This is a genomic window from Pseudalkalibacillus sp. A8, from assembly GCF_045920555.1.
Lineage (GTDB): Bacteria > Bacillota > Bacilli > Bacillales > Fictibacillaceae > Pseudalkalibacillus.
Genome location: NZ_CP174509.1, coordinates 3694842 through 3714231 on the forward strand (window position 1 = coordinate 3694842; position 19390 = coordinate 3714231).

At 40.5% G+C, this 19390-nt stretch carries 20 protein-coding genes; 5 read left to right on the forward strand and 15 right to left on the reverse strand.

The features are described from left to right. The first annotated feature begins 75 nt into the window (after positions 1-75). Entirely contained in the window at positions 76-1176 is a 1101-nt protein-coding gene (gene ispG / locus ACJROX_RS19130; RefSeq protein ID WP_408011708.1) for a flavodoxin-dependent (E)-4-hydroxy-3-methylbut-2-enyl-diphosphate synthase, read from the forward strand. A gap of 380 nt (positions 1177-1556) precedes the next feature. On the opposite strand, the gene ACJROX_RS19135 is transcribed toward ispG, so the two are convergent. The 8 genes from ACJROX_RS19135 to ACJROX_RS19170 all read right to left on the reverse strand — a co-directional run bounded on the left by ACJROX_RS19135 (position 1557) and on the right by ACJROX_RS19170 (position 7033). Then, positions 1557-2132 (reverse strand): nitroreductase, encoded by a 576-nt coding sequence (locus ACJROX_RS19135; RefSeq protein ID WP_408006789.1) that lies wholly within the window; start codon positions 2130-2132, stop codon positions 1557-1559. Between the two features lie 126 nt (positions 2133-2258). Beyond that, positions 2259-2618: a DUF4190 domain-containing protein gene (locus ACJROX_RS19140; RefSeq protein ID WP_408006791.1), complete on the reverse strand. Its 360-nt coding sequence runs from the start codon at positions 2616-2618 to the stop codon at positions 2259-2261. A gap of 201 nt (positions 2619-2819) precedes the next feature. Beyond that, a complete protein-coding gene (locus ACJROX_RS19145; RefSeq protein WP_408006792.1) occupies positions 2820-3032 on the reverse strand; it encodes a DUF1540 domain-containing protein in 213 nt (70 codons plus the stop codon). 58 nt (positions 3033-3090) lie between these two features. Then, positions 3091-3495: a Fur family transcriptional regulator gene (locus ACJROX_RS19150; RefSeq protein WP_408006793.1), complete on the reverse strand. Its 405-nt coding sequence runs from the start codon at positions 3493-3495 to the stop codon at positions 3091-3093. Further along, positions 3492-4358: a metal ABC transporter permease gene (locus tag ACJROX_RS19155; protein ID WP_408006794.1), complete on the reverse strand. Its 867-nt coding sequence runs from the start codon at positions 4356-4358 to the stop codon at positions 3492-3494. Before ACJROX_RS19155 ends, ACJROX_RS19150 begins: the two co-directional genes overlap by 4 nt. A gap of 16 nt (positions 4359-4374) precedes the next feature. Then, a complete protein-coding gene (locus ACJROX_RS19160; protein WP_408006795.1) occupies positions 4375-5130 on the reverse strand; it encodes a metal ABC transporter ATP-binding protein in 756 nt (251 codons plus the stop codon). A 197-nt stretch (positions 5131-5327) separates the two neighbouring features. Next, positions 5328-6053 carry a lytic transglycosylase domain-containing protein gene (locus tag ACJROX_RS19165; RefSeq protein WP_408006796.1) on the reverse strand — a complete coding sequence of 242 codons (726 nt, stop codon included), beginning with the start codon at positions 6051-6053 and terminating at the stop codon, positions 5328-5330. Between the two features lie 110 nt (positions 6054-6163). Continuing rightward, positions 6164-7033 carry a YitT family protein gene (locus tag ACJROX_RS19170; protein ID WP_408006797.1) on the reverse strand — a complete coding sequence of 290 codons (870 nt, stop codon included), beginning with the start codon at positions 7031-7033 and terminating at the stop codon, positions 6164-6166. A gap of 152 nt (positions 7034-7185) precedes the next feature. On the opposite strand from ACJROX_RS19170, the gene ACJROX_RS19175 reads away from it, so the two are divergent. Continuing rightward, a complete protein-coding gene (locus ACJROX_RS19175; RefSeq protein WP_408006798.1) occupies positions 7186-8460 on the forward strand; it encodes an NCS2 family permease in 1275 nt (424 codons plus the stop codon). Positions 8461-8839: 379 nt separating this feature from the next. Here ACJROX_RS19175 and ACJROX_RS19180 read toward each other — a convergent pair whose 3' ends face one another. Beyond that, positions 8840-10261 (reverse strand): two-component system sensor histidine kinase NtrB, encoded by a 1422-nt coding sequence (locus ACJROX_RS19180; protein WP_408006799.1) that lies wholly within the window; start codon positions 10259-10261, stop codon positions 8840-8842. 207 nt (positions 10262-10468) lie between these two features. Here ACJROX_RS19180 and ACJROX_RS19185 point away from each other — a divergent pair, with 207 nt between their 5' ends. Further along, positions 10469-10726 (forward strand): DUF2624 family protein, encoded by a 258-nt coding sequence (locus ACJROX_RS19185; protein ID WP_408006800.1) that lies wholly within the window; start codon positions 10469-10471, stop codon positions 10724-10726. Between the two features lie 131 nt (positions 10727-10857). Here the strand turns inward: ACJROX_RS19185 and ACJROX_RS19190 are convergent, their stop codons facing one another. After that, the gene (locus ACJROX_RS19190; RefSeq protein ID WP_408006802.1) at positions 10858-11757 is read right to left on the reverse strand and encodes a deoxyribonuclease IV; all 900 of its coding nucleotides are present in this window, start codon (positions 11755-11757) and stop codon (positions 10858-10860) included. A 13-nt stretch (positions 11758-11770) separates the two neighbouring features. After that, positions 11771-13045 carry a DEAD/DEAH box helicase gene (locus ACJROX_RS19195; protein ID WP_408006803.1) on the reverse strand — a complete coding sequence of 425 codons (1275 nt, stop codon included), beginning with the start codon at positions 13043-13045 and terminating at the stop codon, positions 11771-11773. Positions 13046-13237: 192 nt separating this feature from the next. Between ACJROX_RS19195 and vrrA the strand changes: the two genes are divergently transcribed. Both vrrA and ACJROX_RS19205 read left to right on the forward strand, forming a co-directional pair. Next, a complete protein-coding gene (vrrA, locus tag ACJROX_RS19200) occupies positions 13238-13807 on the forward strand; it encodes a VrrA/YqfQ family protein (RefSeq protein ID WP_408006804.1) in 570 nt (189 codons plus the stop codon). A gap of 81 nt (positions 13808-13888) precedes the next feature. After that, positions 13889-14836 (forward strand): 4-hydroxy-3-methylbut-2-enyl diphosphate reductase, encoded by a 948-nt coding sequence (locus ACJROX_RS19205; RefSeq protein ID WP_408006805.1) that lies wholly within the window; start codon positions 13889-13891, stop codon positions 14834-14836. A 274-nt stretch (positions 14837-15110) separates the two neighbouring features. Here the strand turns inward: ACJROX_RS19205 and ACJROX_RS19210 are convergent, their stop codons facing one another. The 4 genes from ACJROX_RS19210 to ACJROX_RS19225 form a co-directional block, all read right to left on the reverse strand. Beyond that, positions 15111-16235: a Nif3-like dinuclear metal center hexameric protein gene (locus tag ACJROX_RS19210; protein ID WP_408006806.1), complete on the reverse strand. Its 1125-nt coding sequence runs from the start codon at positions 16233-16235 to the stop codon at positions 15111-15113. Continuing rightward, positions 16232-16924: a tRNA (adenine(22)-N(1))-methyltransferase gene (locus tag ACJROX_RS19215; protein WP_408006807.1), complete on the reverse strand. Its 693-nt coding sequence runs from the start codon at positions 16922-16924 to the stop codon at positions 16232-16234. The genes ACJROX_RS19210 and ACJROX_RS19215 overlap by 4 nt, the downstream gene beginning before the upstream one ends. Positions 16925-17126: 202 nt before the next feature. Further along, the gene (gene cccA, locus ACJROX_RS19220) at positions 17127-17486 is read right to left on the reverse strand and encodes a cytochrome c550 (RefSeq protein WP_408006808.1); all 360 of its coding nucleotides are present in this window, start codon (positions 17484-17486) and stop codon (positions 17127-17129) included. 184 nt (positions 17487-17670) lie between these two features. Further along, the gene (locus ACJROX_RS19225; RefSeq protein WP_408006809.1) at positions 17671-19311 is read right to left on the reverse strand and encodes an AMP-binding protein; all 1641 of its coding nucleotides are present in this window, start codon (positions 19309-19311) and stop codon (positions 17671-17673) included. Positions 19312-19390 lie beyond the last annotated feature (79 nt).

Here is a 19390-nt window from a genome sequence, read left to right on the forward strand (position 1 = left end):
CGATCCATTGCTAAAATGAAAGTCGGGAACAAATGTAATTTACGTCCTTAAAGGAGCGATATATACATGAGTGAAATTACTCACCGTACGAAAACAAGACCTGTAAAAGTCGGTAATCTGACAATTGGCGGGAATAATGAAGTTGTTGTTCAAAGTATGACAACAACTAAAACACATGATATTGAAGCAACAGTCAAAGAAATTCATCGATTAGAAGAAGCAGGCTGCCAGATTGTACGGGTAGCTTGTCCAGATATGAAAGCTGCAGAAGCGATTGCGGATATTAAGAAACAGATAAACATTCCATTAGTGGTCGATATCCACTTCGATTATAAATTGGCACTCAAAGCAATCGAAGGCGGAGCTGATAAAATCCGGATCAACCCAGGGAACATTGGTAGAAAAGAAAAGGTTGAAGCTGTGGTCAAAGCAGCCAAAGAAAAAGGGATTCCAATTCGGATCGGTGTAAATGCTGGCTCATTGGAGCGAAAAATCCTTGAAAAATATGGTTATCCTACTGCGGATGGTATGGTTGAAAGTGCTTTAAGCCATATTAAAATATTAGAAGACCTGGATTTCCATGATATCATCGTTTCGATGAAAGCATCTGATGTGAATCTAGCTGTAGAAGCGTATGAAAAAGCAGCGAAAGCATTTGATTATCCATTACATTTAGGAATTACTGAATCTGGCACACTTTTCGCTGGAACGGTTAAGAGCGCTGCAGGACTCGGAATTATTCTGCATAAAGGAATCGGGAACACCGTACGTATTTCCTTGAGTGCAGATCCTGTTGAAGAAGTGAAGGTTGCTCGCGAATTACTGAAAACATTCGGTTTAGCATCTAATGCGGCAACACTTATTTCTTGCCCGACATGCGGTCGTATCGAAATTGATTTAATTTCCATTGCAAATGAAGTTGAAGAATATATCTCGAAAATCAAAGCTCCCCTGAAAGTTGCCGTATTAGGATGTGCAGTCAACGGTCCCGGTGAAGCGCGTGAAGCAGATATTGGAATCGCCGGGGCACGGGGTGAAGGACTCCTTTTCCGTCACGGAGAAATCATCCGGAAGATTCCAGAAGATATTATGGTTGATGAGTTGAAAAAAGAAGTAGATAAGTTAGCTAAAGAATATCACGAAAAAAAAGCTAAGGAAGAAGAACAACAAGTTTAATCGGAAAAAAGCTGGCTGAGATTGATCGGACCAGCTTTTTCTTTATTAAAAAGGTGTTGTTAAAGGTTAATGTTGATTTCTTTCACTGTAAGAAAGTATTTAATACTTTCTTCAGTATAAGGGCAACAAAGGCTCAGCCTTCGCCAAGGCTTGGCTTTGCCAAGTTTCTTTATAGAAAATTGCTTTTAGCGAAATCCAGGACACTCCTGTGGGAAAAGCGAGCCAGGCGAGACCCCACAGGGAGGGACGAGCGAGGAGGCTTGGGGATCGCCCGTGGAAAGGGAGTGAATTTCGCAAATATAACCGAGCTATTAAAAAACTTTCAGGTTCCGTCCCGCAAAGCGTTGTCAGGTGCCTCTTATACTCAGCGCTAAAGTGATTTAACTTCCATCCCACCATTGTGTTTTTTCTGCAACCGGCCTTCGTGGAGAAGATTTCGGTTGCGCAGCAGGGTAACCCAGATATAAAAATCCGATCAGCTGACCTTTTTCAGAAACCCCGAACCTGTCTTTCATTTTCTGTGTATACGTTGGTTGACCTGTACGCCAAATGGATCCTAAACCTAGAGAATGTGCGGCTAACATCATATTCTGTGCAGCACAAGCACATGCAGCTATTTCCTCAAGCCAAACAACTTTTTCGTTATCACTTGGCTCCATTACGATGACGATGATCACAGGGGCTCTTCTTGCTTTTTTAAGGCCTTTTTCTCTCGCTTGTTCAATTTCTTCATCCATAGGATCCGTTAATGATTTCACGGCCATTTCACCGTATATTTCTCCTAATGCATCTCTACCTTCGCCCGACAAGACAATGAAATTCCACGGTTCCGTCCGATAATGACAAGGTGCCCATGTACCCGCTTCGAGGATAGATTCAATCATTTCCTTATCGGGTACTTGTTCTGTAACCTTTCCAATCGATCTTCTTGTTCTTATCGCTTTTATAACATCCATAAGGTTCACCTCTAATTGATTCTCATTATCATATGTATTTATTTTAAATGAAGAAAATACACCTTCCAAATAATATCTATAGAACCATATAAAAACGAAGGCAGGATGAAACTGCCTTCGTTACACTTAGAAAAATGGAACGAATATCAGACTTATTACAATTGAAGCGATACCAAGTCCAATTGCCCAGTTCCCAAGTGTCTGTGCTCCTCGTCGTCTTGCAAAAAATCCTACAATGATGCCCGCGGCACCTAATAAAACGGGAAGAAAGAATAAGGATAGAATCGATAAAGCAAGTGCAAATATCCCTACGCCTCGACCCTCAGTATCTTCTGGATCCGCATTTTCGTTATACGAATCTTCACGTTCTTTATCCATAACACGTTCTTGCTCAGGTAGAGGGAGAACCTCCGCTGCTGTTTCTTCCATGAAATCCTCTTCATACTCTCTGTGATTTTCGTTTTCACGATCGTATCGATTTTCCATCAGGATCCCTCTCTTTCATCAAAAGTGGAGGAGCCTTCTTATTATTGGTTACGTGTTACGGTTTCATGATGTCAATCATTGTTAACCTCTACTCCCATAACACTTGGAAATTTTTAACTTTAATTTCGCTTTTCCTTTTACAAGCAGGAGACATGTAAAAAAACCCACCCAATTATTATCTGGATGGATTTCAGAAAAGATTTAATGCTTAGCACGGAACGTGTGGCAGCAAGTTTCTGCAACGTTACTCGCCTTGTCTTTGTGGAGAGCCTCATCAACAAATTGTCCGGCCGCAGACATATCGTAATTTTCATTCGCATGTTGGTCCACTTCAACCAAAATCGTATCAGCATGACAATTGTTTCCCTCAGCCCAATATATACAGTTCGATACATTACATTTTACTTCAGGCATTTTAATCTCCTCCTTTAAGGATTAGAATGCCACATTCCTCGGTAATTCATTAATAAAATCATTGACACTCCTGGCAATAGCCGTATATCTCAAATTTATGATCGGTAATAATAAAATTATTAGGAGTTATATCTTTCATTGGACATGCTTCAATAGCGTTTGTTTTGCCACATTGAAGACAGATCATATGGTGGTGATGACCTTTTGTCGAACAAGAAAACCTGAAATGCTTTTCTCCATCAAGTTCGGTCTCTTCTACAATTCCTAACTCGGTAAAAACAGAGAGGTTACGATAAATGGTATCAAAGCTAAGACCTGGATAAGATGGTTTCATGTATTCCAATACCTCTTTTGCCGTCAAGTAGCGTCTCTCATTTGAAAAGAGCTCTAAAAACATTTCCCGCTTACTTGTATACTTGTACCCATTTTCTTTAAGGATATCGAGAGCTTCACTTACATTCATGCTTCTTCCCCCACTTTTCTGTTTGTCCCGAAAGAATACCTGAATTTTTTCCAGATAATCACAAGGACAAGAATCAGCGCTGCTAACAATACTATTGTACCACCAGGAGCTAAATCAAAATAGTAAGCTGATACCAATCCTGTTATTACGGAGGTTTCACCGAGAATGATTGCAATGATGATCGTCTGTTTAAACCCTTTCGCAATCCGGATACTTGCCGCTACAGGTAATGTAATAAGCGATGATACAAGTAAAATACCGACGATTCTCATTGAAGCTGCAATGACAAGTGCAACCATTACCATGAACATGAAATGGATGGAACGTGAGCGAATTCCAGAAACCTGTGCTTGATCTTCATCAAAGGACAGCAGAAAAAGCTCCTTATAAAAAAGAACGACCGCAATTACTACAAGGATCAATATGGAAAATACCATCCAAACATCCGATGCTCCTACCGCGATGATACTGCCGAATAAATAATTGAACAAATCAGTATTGAAGCCGTTTGCGAGTGAAATGAAAACGACACTTAATCCGATCCCGACAGATAAGATGATCGGTATAGCTAATTCTTGATAATGTTTATATTCTTTTCTCAAACGTTCGATCAATATTGAACCCGCTACAGAAAAGACCATCCCTAAGTAAACTGGATTCAACAACTTTAAAGCGGTGACCTGTTTACTCAATAACAAACTGGCTGCGATTCCTGCCAGAGTGATATGTGATAAAGCATCTGCAATCAATGCTTGCCTGCGGACGACGATGAAGACACCCAGCAACGGTGCCAAAAAGCCAATCATCAGTCCGACGAACGCAGCATTCCGTATAAAATCGTATTGTAAAAAATCTTCGATCATGTATGTGCACTCCTCATTAATGCTGGTGATCCATCATATGGACTGGATGACCATAGAAGGATGATAATTCACGGTTATCAAGGTCTTTATATTCATGTGTGTCACCGTGAAAATGCAGTTGTTTATTCAGACAAGCTACATGGGTTACCAGATTTGTTACGGGGCCAATATCGTGCGTAACAAGCATCAAGGTGATCCCTTTTTCTCGATTCAACTGCTTCAAAAGTCCATAAAAGCCTTCTACTGAAGAAGCGTCGACTCCGACAGTCGGTTCGTCTAGAATCAGTAACTGAGGATCACTTACCAATGCTCTAGCGATAAAAGTACGCTGCTGCTGACCACCTGAAAGTTCTCCGATATTTTGGTTCGTATATTCTGTTAATCCTACTGTTTCTATCGCTTCAATAACCCTTTTTTTATGATGTTTTTTCAAGAAATTGAACATCCCGACCTTGCCAAAAAGACCCATCGAGACTACTTCAAACACCGTAGCAGGAAAACCACTGTTGAAGCTGTTCGCCTTTTGGGATACATAACCGATGTTAGGCCAGTTCTTGAACTTTTTCACATTTTGGTCAAACAAAGAAATTGAACCTTTCTGTAACGGTAAAAGTCCCAAAATCATTTTGATGAGCGTCGATTTTCCCGAACCATTCGGACCTAGCAAAGCAAGAAAGGATCCTTCTGGAATTTCAAGGTTTATATTTTCAAGCACTCTGCGATCTTGATAATTAAAAGAAACGTTTTGTATGGATACGATTGACGAATTCATCGTAATCCCCTTTCAGTATTAATATTCAAATAGGAAATTAGGAATGATTCCGATTTACTTTAATAAGTATATCTCAAATAAATCATTTGTAAAGAGACGCGCTCAATATAAAAAACTCCGCAACTTGAGCTGAACTTAGTTTCGCTTACACTTTCTTTATACAAAAAAGAGGCTGATATTATTCAGCCTCTCCATAATTAACGATCTGTAACTGCTATAAGTTCTTGTTCTTTCGCTTTTTGTTGAATTTCTTCAGCATACCAGCTATTCGCATGGCCTTTTTCTTGAAGGTACTTTTCCATCCCATATATGCCTCGGTGATAAGCTGTCAGGGCTTTATCCCAATCATCATATTTAGCATCCAAATAATCTAGATAGACTATGGCTAGCTGGATGGAATAGTAAGGGTCGAATAACTGCTCTTTACTTTTGTATTCCAGCCCCGCCATTTCTGAAATCCATGGTGCTGTGTTTTCCATGAACTGAGCCATACCGTAAGCGCGGCCATATTTCGTTTGGGGTCCTACTGCTTTTGGATCAAATTGATTACCTGTTTCTATGCGTAAAAGTTCATATACGATGTAAGGATCGATATCCTTCTTTATTGATTCCCGGACGAGAAAACGTCCCCACTCTTCCTTGAACCTTCCATCACTTTCTTTTGCAAATTGTTTTGCAAGCTTTCTGGATTCCATCATCATTTTATAACCGCTTATATTCGGTTTGCCGTCTTGATATTTTTGTTTATAAAAGGTAACCATTTGCTTGAAGTCATTTCCTGCTTCGAGCATTTGGGATTGTTGTTTTTCTTTCTTCAAATCATGTTTCAATTCGCGGTTTTCAAAAAAGGTATATGAAGACGCAAGGACCAGCGTAAATATGATTGCTGAAATGATATATAACTTACGTTTGTTTTTAAACATTAAAACACCTCACTGATTTAGGTATTTAGACACACGTCTTTCATCATAGATGATGTAAGTGAGCAAAACAAGCAGTCGAGGTGTTTTATCCATCATTTTACAATTAAACCTTAATGGATTGGGGACTTGAACTTCGCCCCTTTTGTTTCTTGCGTATTCATGATCGTTATGAAGGCTTGTTTATCGATATCGTAAACAATATTTTTAAGCTTCGTTACTTCAAGCCTTGTGATAACAGCATAGATCACTTCTTTCTGGGCATCGGTATATCCACCCTTCCCCATCAGTTTCGTCGTTCCTCGTCCCAATCGGTCTAGTATAGCACTTGAGATTTCCTCATAATGGTCTGATACAATAAGAACGGCTTTTGTTTCATCAAGCCCCTGGATGACGGTGTCGATTGTCTTGTATGCGATATAGTATGTAAGAATGGAATACATCGCACGTTCTGGCCCGAATACGAATCCTGCCCACGCGAAAACAAAAATGTTTAAAAACATGACAATTTCGCCAATAGAGAAAGGAATTCTTTTTGTGATCAGGATTGAAAAAATCTCCGTACCGTCCAAAGATCCTCCATGACGGATGACAAGCCCTACGCCAACACCTAAGGTCAATCCCCCGAATACAGTCGCAAGAATCAGTTCTGTAGTAAATGGCTCAAAGTGATGAAATTGCGTCTCGAATATCGCTAAAAATACAATCCCTACCAGTGAAGAAATTGCAAACGTCTTCCCGATCTGTTTATATCCTGAAAACATGAAAGGGATATTCAAAACGATCACTAGTATAGCAAAATTAAGTGGAGTGATGTAATCCAAAATCAAAGATATCCCGATGATCCCTCCATCGATGATTTGATTCGGTATCAGAAACAGCTCAATCGAGACTGCTGCAAGACCCGCTCCTAAAATAATCATCGTGAATCGGTAAATTAAATGTGGAATGCTTTCTTTTTTATGCTGTTTAATTGTTTCCATGGTTCACTCCTCATAAATCCATTTCTTGTGCAAATCGGAATAATTATATCATGAATACTTGAAAGTCCTGAAATTTTCGCTATAATTAACAAACGTGACATCTTGTTCTGTCATGGGTGGGAGAGGGATCATTTTAGAAAGAAAGGTTATTGATGAAACAACTTATTGAAAATTGGTTCCGATTATCTGATCACGGCACAACGATGCAGAAGGAACTGATAGCGGGGATCACCTCCTTTTTCACGATAAGTTATATCATTATCGTCAATCCGTTAATTCTAGCTGATGCTGGAATCCCATACTATGGCGCTTTAATTGCAACCATTTTAGTCAGTATCATTTCTTGTATTTTCATTGGAATATACGCAAATGCGCCGATCATATTATCTCCAGGTATGGGTGTTAATGCCTTTTTCACCTATACGATTGTTCAAGGTATGGGATTGACCTGGCAAGAAGGACTTGGGGCAGTAGTGATGGCAGGAATACTTTTTTGTATTGCAGCTTTTACACCGATCAAGTCGTTATTATCTCGTTCTGTACCGGAATCGCTTAAGCATGGCATTACGGTAGGTATCGGTTTGTTCCTAGCATTCATCGGCTTACAGAAAGCTGGTATCGTAGAAAAGAGTCCGGATACTTTCGTTAAACTTGGCGATTTGAGTGAACCATCAACATTGTTGGCCCTTGTAGGGTTCTTGATCTGCTTGACGTTGTTTGTGAAAAAAGTAAAGGGAGGCTTCATACTCTCAGTCATTTTCATAACACTGTTGGCTTATATCTTTGGTCATACACCTGCGCCAAGAGAAATGAGTGAAGAATCTGCATTGATACTTTTCAGTGCTGATCTATCCAGTTGGATGACAGCGAATTTCTGGATTGCCTCATTCTCGTTAGCACTCATATTGATTGTTGAAAATATGGGGTTGTTGCATGGCATGTTGCCTGATACATCCAAATTCGATCGTTCCTTCCAATCGAGTGCTTTTTCCAGTGTGGTGTCTGGATTTTTCGGGACAAGCCCTACGATTTCAACAGCTGAAAGTGCTTCAGGGATCGCTGAAGGCGGACGGACAGGATTGACAGCGGTCATTGCCGGATTGTTATTCATACTATCAATATTCATCATACCCGTCCTTACAGGTATACCAGATGCCGCAATTGCCCCGATTCTCATCATAATTGGAGGGGTGATGATGCAATCGATCCAACATATTCCGCTTGATGACTTTACGGAAAGTTTTCCGGCATTTATGATCATCGCATTGATCCCGTTAACTTATAGCATCGTTGATGGTCTTGCATTCGGGTTCATCGTCTACCCAATCATCAAAATAGCGGTTGGACAATTTAATCAAGTGCCAAGAACCATGTATGTGATGGCTTCATTGTTCATATTGAATTTTGTATTCCATTTTTATATGTAATTATATGAATAAAAGAACAGCTGATCTTTCAGCTGTTCTTTTATGATAGGATCTGTTATACTTCATCGTTGTTATTTGGGAAATTCACTCCATTTCCGCGGGCTGAAGAAAAGCAGAAGCGACCCGCTTAGTCACTTAGGTCCCTGGAAAACTGACGAGGAGGCTCGAACCAAACAAAGACTTGGTTCTGCGTGGGCTCACACAAAAGGTGTAAATCAATGTGTCGACCACCGCAGGAAGTTTGAACTGAACCAAGTGACTGGTTGCTGAGCTGGACATCACTTCTCTGCATACTCGCAGCGGGGTCTCGCCTGGTACGCTTTTCCTGCAGGAGTATCACGATTTTCGCTAAAAGTGATTTTCTAACAAGAAATCAACATTAACCTTTAACACCTTCAGATAAAAAAGGCAAACGGAATTTGATCGTCGTTCCTTCACCAAGTTTACTGATGATATTAAATGTGCCGCCATGTTCTTCAATTATTTTTTTACATAAAGGTATGCCAATGCCGTTCCCTTTTTCTTTCGTAGTGAAGAAAGGTTTCCCGAGCTGCTCTAGGACACTTTGCTCCATGCCTGGCCCTTGGTCCTTGAAAGTAATCTCATAATAATTCCTCGTTGCTTTTCCTTGCAAATGGATTTGGCGATTATTTTGCTTATCATTGTATGCTTCTATGGAATTTCGGAGTAGATTCAGAACTACCTGCTTGATCATTGATTCATTGACCATAGTATAGCCGTACACCTCTTCCACATCCCATTCAAAGACGAGATTATGTAACAAGCATTCTGATTGAATGATGTGGATCAGAGATTTGATGATAAGATCAGGTCTCTGTTTTTGCTTTTGCATCTTCCGTCTGGAAACAGACAAGAAATCTTCGATGATTTCATTCATTCGGGCTAATTCTGACAAAACGGTATCGTAATACTTGCTGAAATCTTTCGTTACAGCTGATAATTGAATGAACCCTTGGATCACTGACAAGGGATTCCGCAATTCATGTGCCACCCCTGCTGCAAGATGAGATACCGACTCCATTTGCTTTTTGTACATTAATAGATTTTCAAATCGTTGTTGATGTGATCGATCATATAGCAAGAAACGGATGCTTTTATCAGAATCAAAATACATCCCTTTTACCTGGTATAAGCAATCATCCTCGTAATAAAACCGTTCGTTTACAATCTTCGTGTTCCGGATTTCACTAGTCATTTGACGCATTTGTGATAAGAGGGGATGCTCATAATCCAGTTGGAGGAGGTTTTGTCCTATCAACTGATTGACGGAGTCCAAATCGACAAACAATTTCATACGTTCGTTACAACAATCAATCTTATTGTCTGCTGTGATTGTCAAGATTCCGATTTCTAATTCACGAAACATGAATTTACGGAATTCATACTCTTTTTCATATTTTTCTTTATAATCGTGATCGACCAGTTCATTCTTGGTCTTTGAATCTTCGAGCACTTTTCCGAGAAGTACGATTTCATCATCGACCATTTTCCCAAGATACTTGATTTTAATCTTCTCCTCATTTAAATAATGGTTGAAAATCTTTTCAGAAGCATTCTTTGGGGTGAGCTTTTCAATGAAACCATAAACAGCTGGCTGGTCTTCTTTTAAGAATAAATTATAGAAATTTGTTTGTCTTTCACTCAAAATCGACTCCTGAGCTATACGATTGGATTCTATGATCGAGCCATTCGGCTTGATTAGCAAGTAAATGTCGTCCGTTAGATCATTCATAATATGTTGAAAGGCTGCAAAAGTGTTGTCAGATTGACAAAATTGCATAGCACGCCCCCACTTATAATTGACATGGTATATACATTATACTAAATAACCCTTCCAATACCTAGTGCAACAACCAATAAATCCCTAGACATATATCGCTAAAAAACAACAAACTCAGGCATGATTTTCATCTTCTATGCTTTATGTTCATACAAGCACATAAATTCAGCCCGCCTCATACATTATGCAAAGAGGAGGGGAACGGGGATGAATCCTTTTCTACAACAAATGATCAACCACAAACTCAACAATCTGTCCGCAGAGGAATTGACTGCACTGGCCTCACAATATAATATCCAATTGACAGATACCCAAGCAGTGCAGATCATCCGTATTCTTAGACAGGAAAAAATCGATGTTGCAGATCTACAACAAAGAGATAGAATCATCAGACAAATTGAAGCTGTTGTTGGTCCACATACTGCCCAGACCGTCAAGGTAATGTTTCAGTCGATCATCCGATGAACATATGGTAATCAGAAAAGCTGACCCCTAAATGGTCTGGCACCTCCTTTCTGAAATTGGAGGCCCAGACATAACTTTCAGGGTCAGCTCTTGTTTATAGTCGAGTGTAATAATGTTAGAAATGATCAACCCTATGCTTGTACGATTTTTTCTAATAATTGATCATCGTACTTTTTCCCGTGGAGCATCTCGATTTCAAATTTATATGGAGGTTTCTTGTTTTTCTTGTCTCCATTCACTGCTACATAAGGTGTTTCAAGGATTTTAGGAATATCCTCTAACTGGGAATGGTGTACGACATAATTCAAAGTATCAAATCCGATTTTTCCAAATCCGATATTTTCATGACGGTCCTTACAAGCACCGCATTCGTTCTTACTGTCATTGATGTGGAGGACTTTTAATCGATCCAGCCCGATGATTTTATCAAACTCATTCAAAACACCGTCAAAGTCGTTGATCAAATCATAACCCGCGTCATGAGTATGACAAGTATCAAAACATACTGAGAGCTTTTCATTATGAGTGACACCATCTATGATCGCAGCTAGTTCTTCAAACGTTCTACCGCATTCAGACCCTTTTCCTGCCATAGTTTCTAATGCAATCTGGACATCTTGTTCAGGAGTTATAACTTCATTCAAACCCTCAATGATTTTTTGAATACCTGCTTCCGCACCTGCTCCCACATGTGCACCAGGGTGGAGAACGATTTGTTTTGCCCCTATTGCTTCTGTTCTTTCAATTTCGGATCTTAAGAAGTCTACCCCTAATCGGAATGTCTGCGGTTTGGATGTATTCCCGATGTTGATGATATAAGGAGCGTGAACGACAATCTCCTCGATTCCGTTCTCTCTCATATGAGCGACGCCATTCTCGATATTAAGCTCTTCAATTGCTTTACGGCGCGTGTTCTGAGGAGCGCCAGTATATATCATGAAGGTGTTGCCTCCATACGAAACCGCTTCTTCACTTGCCCCTAATAACATCTTTTTTCCACTCATTGAAACATGAGATCCTAATTTAAGCATGTTAATTCCCCCTCTATTTATTTCTCTTACGGTTATACTGTTTCTTCTTCTCCTGAAATTTCTTCTTATACCCCGGTTTAACTTTCTTAGGTTTTGGCATGATGAACTCATTCGGATCTTTAGCTTTCTTTTTTTGGCGTGACCGTTGGACATTCACGTTCACCCATTCCTCATCTTTAAGATCCTTATGCTCGAAGGAAATCCCTTTCTTTTCAAGCTTTTCGAGTTTCTCAATTTCATCACGCTCATATAAGACCGCTGCAATTCCACTCATCCCAGCACGTCCTGTACGTCCAGACCGATGGATATAGTAATCGAGGTCGGTTGGAATTTGATAATGGATGATATGGCTTACACCCTCTACATCGATTCCTCTAGCTGCTAAATCGGTTGCGACCAGGTATTGACATTCAGCATTTGCAACACGTTTCATGACATGCTTTCGCGTACGTGGAGGAAGATCCCCGTGAAGCCGATCGACATTCAATCCTTCTTGAATCATGGTATCTGCCACTTCATCAGCATCCTTTTTCGTATTAGCAAAAATGATTGCCAAAAATGGATTGAATTTTTTTGCAATATCAATCGTCAATTGGATACGATCACGGTGTCTTACAGGAACCGCAATATGTTCGATTTCGGCAGGTGTGGTTTCTTCGGGTTTAACATGAACATACTTAGGGTTATTCATATATTTGCGTAAAAACGGGTTTAAATTTTCAGGGATAGTTGCTGAAAACACCATCATTTGCAAGTCATGCGCCATTCTCGAAGCAATCTGGTCGACATCCTCAATAAAGCCCATATCGAGCATTTGATCAGCTTCATCGACAACAAGCATATCAGCATTGAAAATCGATATGCCTTCTTCAATAACAAGATCCTTGATACGACCAGGTGTGCCTACAATCATGTGCGGTTCATTTTTCAATTGATCGACCATTCGTTTACGATCTGTACCGCCTACCACTGTCTTTACGTTAATGGGGGAATTTTCAACCAGTTTTAAGGCCTCATTATATACTTGTCTCGCAAGTTCCCTTGTAGGTGCTGTAATGACAGCCTGAACTTTCTGGGTTTCAGGGTCGATTTTCTCTAAAATTGGCAGCAAGAAGGCAAGCGTCTTACCGGAGCCTGTCTGTGACTGACCGATGACATCATTCCCTTTGATGATGCTTGGTATGAGGCGTTCCTGGATTTCAGTCGGACGATCGAAGTTCTTCTTTCTTAATGCCTCAAATAAAAACGGTTTTAATTGGAATCGTTGTTCAAACACATTATTTTTCATTTCTAATATCACCTTCAAATGTATTTCCCACTTTAAGTATTATAGAGGATAGGAGAAAAAATCTCCATGTTTTTGGGGATATACCCATTCTTTTGTTGGATGGACACCATTCATCCGAATTTCGCATATCTTGTTTATCAGAATAACCAATTTTCTGTAATGTTATCGAGAGTAGGAGAAAGGAGCATCTTAATGTACCGTATGCCTCCCGGATATGGACCCTATGGTATTGGGCCAATGTCGCCATTCGGACAAATGATGCCATTTAGAGGGGGATTTCCCGCTGCGCGATCTGCCGGTTTTTTGACTCGGTTTCTTTCACCCAACCCAGGCGGTGGACTCAATCTCATAAGTATGGTTGAAAATGCACAAAAAGTGATGAAAATGGCTGATACTTTACGACCTTTAATCCAGCAATATGGTCCGATGGTGAAGAACATACCGTCTATGCTTGAATTATTAAAAGAATACCAAAATTACTCTTCTGATTCTAATTCGACAGAAGAAAAGGACGAAGATAAAAAAGAAGAAATCAAAAATGCCGATGACAAAAAGAAAAAATTGTCTACCATCGTGAAAAAGAAGAAATCCTCTGCTGATAAAAAGAAGTCTTCAACTACCGCTAAAAAGACATCTACACCAGTTAGCAGCAGGAAGCCTTCCGTGAAACCGACTAAGAAAAAAACCATTCCAAAAGTGACGCATGCTAAACCAGTACCCCAACCAATTAAACGGGATTCAGTTCCTAAACTCTATATATAGACGGTATTTATTTGTCAACGGTATCGGTCCTCCTTTATAATAAAACGAGAAGCGTTTGTTATTAAAGGAGGACCTTTTCATATGAAGGTAATCAAAGTCTCACCTCGCGGATATTGTTATGGAGTGGTCGATGCAATGGTCATTGCAAGACAAGCTGCAAGTGATCCTAAAATACCTAGACCAATCTACATTCTTGGTATGATTGTTCATAATAAACATGTTACTGATGCCTTTGAAGAAGAAGGAATCATTACTCTGGATGGGCCTAATCGTCTGGAAATATTGAAACAGGTTGATCAAGGTACCGTCATCTTTACAGCCCATGGTGTCTCCCCAGAGGTCAGACGCATTGCCCGTGAAAAAGGGCTGCATACGATTGATGCGACTTGTCCTGATGTGACTGTGACACACGACCTTATCAAAGAGAAGAAAGAAGAAGGGTATCACGTAGCCTACATTGGGAAAAAGGGACACCCTGAACCTGAGGGGGCAATGGGGATCGCACCCGATATCGTCCACTTGATCGAAAGTGAAGAAGATGTCAAAAAGCTCGATATCAAATCAGATAAAATCTTGATAACCAATCAAACGACGATGAGTCAATGGGATGTTCAACATCTTATTAATATGATTCAAGAAAAGTACCCACAGGCTGAAGTCCATGAGGAGATCTGCAAGGCCACACAAGTTCGCCAAGAAGCAGTTGCTGTACAAGCAGTCGATGCTGATTTGCTCCTCGTAGTAGGAGATCCCCGAAGTAATAACTCTAACCGTCTAGCCCAGGTTTCTTGGGAAATTGCAGGAACCCCATCGTACAGGATTGCAGATGTTACGGAAATCAAGCTCGAGTGGTTGGAAAACGTTGAAACGGTTGCAGTTACAGCTGGAGCATCCACCCCGACTCCAATCACAAAAGAAGTTATCATGTTCCTTGACCAGTATGATCCTGAAGATGAGTCAACTTGGAAGAGAGAACGAAAGGTTAAATCCAGCAAAATCCTGCCTAAAGTAAAAGCAGCGAAAAAATAGTACAGCAGGACTGCCGAGCCGGCAGTTCTTTTTGTATATTTAGATTTACAGCCAATTTTTTAGACTTAACCCGTATACAGGGACGTGGTTACAATGATTTTTCCTTTAAAAAGAGCTGAATATGACCTAATGAAGCTATTTTGTGTGGTCAATCAGCTCTTTATATCTAAAACTCTGGAACGAAACCCGACAAATTTAAAATTATCTCTACTAATCGAAATTTATCTCTACAAGCAAAAAATCTCCACCCGTACTTAGGCTTAAGAAAAATCTCCTAAATGAATTGGAATGGGTCAGTATGTTCTTTGCAACGATAGACTTCCGTGTCGAGGTTCCTTTGGTTTAGCCAGTCTTCCAATATGTCTGCCACCCCATCAATCATGACTTTTTCGATATTGTGACCAGGGTCGATGATCGCCATGCCTTCCATCCAGGCATCATGTGCATAATGATATTTAATATCTCCTGTAATGAACACATCCGCACCTTTGAACTTCGCTTTACTGATGAAATCATTACCTTCACCGCCAGAAATGGCTATCTTTTTCACTGGCTTCTGAAGGTCGCCGACAATACGGACTCCTCCCAGATTGAAGGACTTTTTAAGCTGTTGGGCAAGGTCACCGACTGTCATTTCTACTTGAGGTTTCCCAATTCGTCCAATCCCTAGTGATTTCCCTGGATTTTCAAGTGGCAGAAGGTCGTACGCCACTTCTTCATAAGGATGCGATTTACGTAAAGCGGCTAGGACGTCTTTTTCAATACTATTAGGATATATTGTTTCAATCTTAACTTCATCAACAAACTCCATTTTTCCTTGTTCTCCGATGTGAGGTTTTGTTCCTTCATGAGGTATGAAGGTCCCTGTCCCGGGCGTATTGAAGGTACAATGACTATAGTTGCCGATAAAACCTGCTCCAGCATTGCCCAGAGCATTGCGAACGTCTTCAACATGAGTTTCAGGAACAAACACGATCAGTTTCTTCAATTGATCTTCTAGAGTCTCGACAAGAACTTCTGTATCTTCTATACCAATGACATCTGCAAGCAGGTCATTTACCCCGCCTGTGGCGATGTCAAGGTTGGTATGAGCAGCATACACCGTGATATCATGCTTTAACAGCTTTTGAATCGTGCGGCCATGGGATGTATCAGGATCAATTTTCTTTAATGGCATATAAATGAGAGGGTGATGTGCGATGATTAGATCGATATCCTCCCGGATCGCTTCATCAATGACAGGTTCTATGACATCGAGTGTAACCATGACTTTTTTTACCCGTTTTCTTAAGGAACCTACTTGAAGCCCTATTGGATCTCCTTCCATCGCCAGCCATTTAGGAGCAAGTTGTTCCATTCGTTGGATGACCTCTTGAGCGTGTGCATGTTTTTTATTCACTTTATCGCCTCCGAAACTGCAATGATTTTTTGCTTTAAAAGCTTTTTTCTTTCACTAACTTCATCAGATGGCAGAGCTTTCTCCAGTTGTAGGAGAATTTTTTCCCAGTTATCCTTTTCCCGTTTCCACTTCTTTTGGAACGTGCTGTTTTTCTGTTTCATCAATATAGGACCTAATAACTTCTCAGCCTCGTTGAAAACAACTGGTGTATTTGTTCGTTCTGCGACAAGGATTTCATAGATTTTTTCATCTTCTTCAAGGATCGACTCTTCGATCAGTTTCCAGTTATTCTTTTCAAACCATTCACGTATGAATCGAGCTCCCATATTCGGTTGAAGAATAAGCCGCTCTACTCCAGGCAATCGATCTTTTCCTCTTTCTAAAATGTTACTGATCAATTGTCCTCCCATTCCAGCAATCACCACAGTGGATACCTCGTGTGCGGAAATGACTTCAAGCCCATCCCCCAGCTTTACTTCGATTTGATTTTCTAATCCTAGTGCTTTTACTTGGTTATAGGCTGATTGGAAAGGACCCTGGTTCACCTCACCAGCGATCGCCCTGTTGATTATTCCTTTCTGGATACAGTAACACGGAAGAAAAGCATGGTCAGAGCCGATATCAGCAATGATAGAGCCCTTTGGTATGTATGTAGACACTTTTTGTAAACGGTTGGATATGGATATCATATATTTTCACCTATTCTATTATGTATAATGAAATACAGACCTACTATAGCTTTATTCTTAGTATCATTCAACTTTAATAAATGTACACTTTCAAATCACTGAACAAACACAAAAAAGGCATGACTCTTAGATGTTTGTGTTCCAGGTCCTGGAGGTGACAGACATTTTTATTGAGTCAGCCTTTACTGTTGTCTTGCTATTCTTATTCTTCTCCGCCGCCTTCTTCGCCGCCATTAACCAGGAATTCAGCAACTGCTTGTGCCTCTTCGGCACTTAATGACTGAGCTGGCATCTGGCCTTTACCATTTTGGATGATTTCAGCGATCTCTTCAGGTTTATACTTTGAACCGACATCTGTAAGATTAGGCCCCATACCACCTTCAAGGTTTTGACCATGGCAGGATGTACAGTTTTGTTGAACAAGTTGTTCAGGCGCTACTTCTTCTCCTCCGCCTGCTGCTTCTTCTTTCGCTTCATGAACCCCTACTGCAGATAAAACAATCATAATAGCAATGCCGAATACAGCAGTAATGGCGAATGGAATCAATGGATTTCTTTTCATCTCTTATCCTCCTTCTGGTGCAGGTTGATTCTGTTGTTAGTGTTTCCTACCTATGTAATAGTAAACAAGCCATTTACTATTTTACTTGAAAATCAATAGGAAGGAAAGCCTTAACTAGAGAGAGGAGATATTTGTCATGAATTGGACACGATTCTCCGCCTATACTGCTGGAAACCAATTAACTTCAAATGATTTTCACTGATTTCTCTTTCAATTCTTCTGCAAGTTTACGCAGTTTGTATTTTTGTATTTTACCTGATGCAGTCATAGGATATCCATCAACGAAAAAGATATATTCGGGGATTTTATACCGAGCGATTTTCCCTTCACAATAAGAGCGGATCTCTTCTTCCGTCACAGATTCCCCTTCCTTTATTTGCACACATGCCGCAACCTTTTCTCCATATTTTTCATCCGGTACTCCTATCACTTGCACATCGACGATCGAAGGATTCGTATATAGAAATTCCTCTATTTCCCGTGGATAAATGTTTTCACCCCCACGGATGATCATATCTTTCAATCTTCCGGTTATTTTTACATAACCTTCCTCATCAATTGTCGCTAAGTCACCAGTATGGAGCCAGCCATCAGAATCAATTGCCTTCGCTGTCGCTTCAGGCATATTATAATACCCCTTCATGACGAGGTAGCCTCTTGTGCATAGCTCTCCTGGCTCCCCTGTAGGTACTTCTTTACCTGTCACTGGGTCGACAATCTTCACCTCGACGATCGGATGCTTCTTCCCGACCGTTTCCACTCGTCTCTCGATGGGATCATCTGTCCGAGTTTGTGTGATGACAGGTGATGATTCAGTCTGGCCATATGCAATTGTGATTTCATCCATCCCCATCAGATTCATGACTTTCTTCATGACCTCGATCGGACATGGAGAACCAGCCATGATGCCAGTTCGTAGGGTAGACAGGTCATAAACATTGAAACTATCAAGATTCAATTCTGCTATGAACATGGTAGGGACCCCATGTAGACCTGTACATTTTTCCTTTTCAACTGTCTTTAAGACAAGCTCAGGATCAAATTGGATAATCGGAACCATCGTTGCTCCGACTGAAACACACGCAAGTACACCAAGCACACAGCCGAAACAATGGAAAAATGGGACCGGGATACATAGGCGGTCTTTTTCAGAAAGGTTCATCGCGGTAGCCACCTGATAGCCATTATTGACGATATTATGATGTGTCAGCATGACTCCTTTCGGAAAGCCTGTCGTCCCGCTCGTGTATTGCATATTGATCACATCATGGGGGTCCAGGGTGTTCTCACGCTCGGACAATTCATTATCGGTGATCGATTCTCCCAGTTTTATAAAACTTTCCCATGAGAGCAATCCAGTTGCTTCATTTTCCTCCATGAAAACAAGCTGCTTGAGCTTTGGAAGACTGTTTGATTTTACCTGACCGTTATTACCAGTTGTCCCCACAATGGATTGTACGATTTCAAAATAAGACGTATCTCGGAATTTATCCATCATGAATAGGATCGTCGTATCAGATTGCTTTAATAGATATTCCAATTCGCTTTTCTGATAGTTTGTATTGACTGTTACAAGCACCGCTCCCATCCGTGCGGATCCGAATTGCAATAATAACCACTCAAACCTGTTCGTCGACCAAGCTGCGATATGATCCCCTTTTTGGACACCTAAAGCCATGAGTGCTTTTGCAACTTGTCCAGTCAGCTCATAGAACTCTTCATATGTATGTCTTATACCCTCTTCACTATAGACAACTGCCTCATTACCTGATAAACGTTGTGCTTTTTCCTTCAATAATTGACCAATCGTTTGATCCAAATACATGCCAGCACCTCCGCGTTTTCCATTATGAATTTTCAAAATTATCTGTCTTTAAATGGTGTAAAAAAGGGGCAGACTCTTT